Genomic DNA, 1,840 nt, shown 5'->3' on the forward strand with positions numbered 1-1,840 from the left:
ATAACGATACAAACCATATTTATATCTATATGTACCATCTTCTGTAAACCTTGTGCTATCTGAATCACATTTTTCCTCTAAAATATCTCCTGAGTACTCATATCCTCCGTGAGAAAAAGATTCAATTAAAGAGTTAAATGTACAAATCATAGTTCCACTATATGAACCGTATTCATCACTTCCACTATAAGTTTGAGAAAATGTGGTATCTCCAATGTCTATATATCTAGATATTGGTTCATATACATCCCCCTCTTTACCTGTAGCAGTAATGGTATCTTCATTTATCAGAAATGTAGTAGTATGCTCATTGTCTGAACCATATTGATAAATCTGTCTAACGCTATTTCCACTAATCTCTACTTTACTGCTAGTGGAACTAATACTCTCCTCACTATATGGATCATCCTCTTTTTTTGTAAAATTTTTGATTGTAGACTCTTTAGAAAAATACTTAGAGAGATCAACTTTACTACTAGAGCTGTTTGTTTCGGTACTATTTGTTTCAGCACTATTTATTTCAGTACTGTTTGTATCTTCTGCACCAACTATCTCTTTATCATGAATAATCAACTCATTAGAAATCTCTTCTAATATTTTGTCTACACAGGCATCATCTCCACTACAACTATTAATCTTATTAGGAAGCTCTTCTGTTACACCATTTTCAAGCAACTCATTTGCCATCTCTTGTATATTTCCACTCATAGCTGTAGTGGATGTCAAGTTTCTATCTTTTAGAGTATTGATATTGGTTTTTAAATCCTGAAAAAGAACCTTATAAAATTTGTCTTGATCTTTTTGATTATCTAAATCTCTAATTGCTTGTACATTTTGTTCTGTAATATGTTCTGCATCTATCATGCTCTCTAAAATAGAAAGCTCTTTCTCCTCTTGAGTATTTGTCAAACCATCAAAATGAAGCATAAAATTACCATCATCACTGTGTACATCACTATCTTGAAATTCAACTAAAATAGGTAGAGTTGAGTCATATGTTTCTAATAAATATTTCCCCTCTTCTGTGTTTGTAATCTTTTGCCAAATATCCTCTGCACTATCTCCTTGATTGATTGCTACTTCTACTTGAAGCTCTGAAGCTCCACAGATACCATCTCGGTTCTCATCTTGACAAATATTTACCACAATCGATTGTGGAATCCCTACTAGATTTAAAATCTTTTGCAGTAACGCTTTTGCCTCCTCGCTACTACCTCCACCACAACTTGCTAATCCTAGCATCGACACAATGCTTAATAACCATAGAAATTTTTTCATGCTTTATCTCCTTATTATGTTGATAAGATTTTATCTTATCATAGCAAACTTAGCTCTCCCTTAATATTTTGACTTGACTCGTTCCCATCCGTCCTCGGTGGGAATGCATACGAGAGTCTCATATACACTCCCACGCAGGAGCGATGGGAGCGAGGTAGCTATTATATCTATGCTAAAGAGACGCGATATAGAGACTGTTGTAATTTTAGAACCTCAACTCGACAATAGAGTAAAATACAGTATGGATGATATTTATAAAACCTTTGTGGGAGTAGATATTATTGATTTGACTAACTTTCCTATAGAAAATGAGTTATGGGCTGATAATAATCATTTGAATTATAAGGGTAGAGAGAGGTATTCAGAGTATCTGTCTACTGTTTTAGATTAATATTTTTGTATGCGAACATTGGGCAGACACATTGGTCTGCCCCTACTTCTAACTCAATTTGTTAAATAGACATCTTTCAAAACTAGGAACCGATGGCTTCAGCCCAATGCCAATGAATTAGCGAGGCTGAAGCCATCGTTTCCTTATATGCAATTTGCATTTTCGGAATCG

General features: G+C 34.3%; 2 protein-coding genes. One reads left to right on the plus strand and one right to left on the minus strand.

Annotated features, from left to right (window positions below):
* A partial coding sequence (locus tag GSY74_RS08155) for a hypothetical protein (RefSeq protein ID WP_164664611.1) occupies nt 1-1,278 on the minus strand: 1,278 nt, incomplete at its 3' end.
* A 169-nt stretch (nt 1,279-1,447) separates the two neighbouring features.
* On the opposite strand from GSY74_RS08155, the gene GSY74_RS08160 reads away from it, so the two are divergent.
* A complete protein-coding gene (locus tag GSY74_RS08160; RefSeq protein ID WP_164664612.1) occupies nt 1,448-1,669 on the plus strand; it encodes a hypothetical protein in 222 nt (73 codons plus the stop codon).
* Nucleotides 1,670-1,840: the final 171 nt, after the last annotated feature.

Source organism: Sulfurovum sp. bin170, assembly GCF_010892395.1.
Lineage (GTDB): Bacteria > Campylobacterota > Campylobacteria > Campylobacterales > Sulfurovaceae > UBA1140.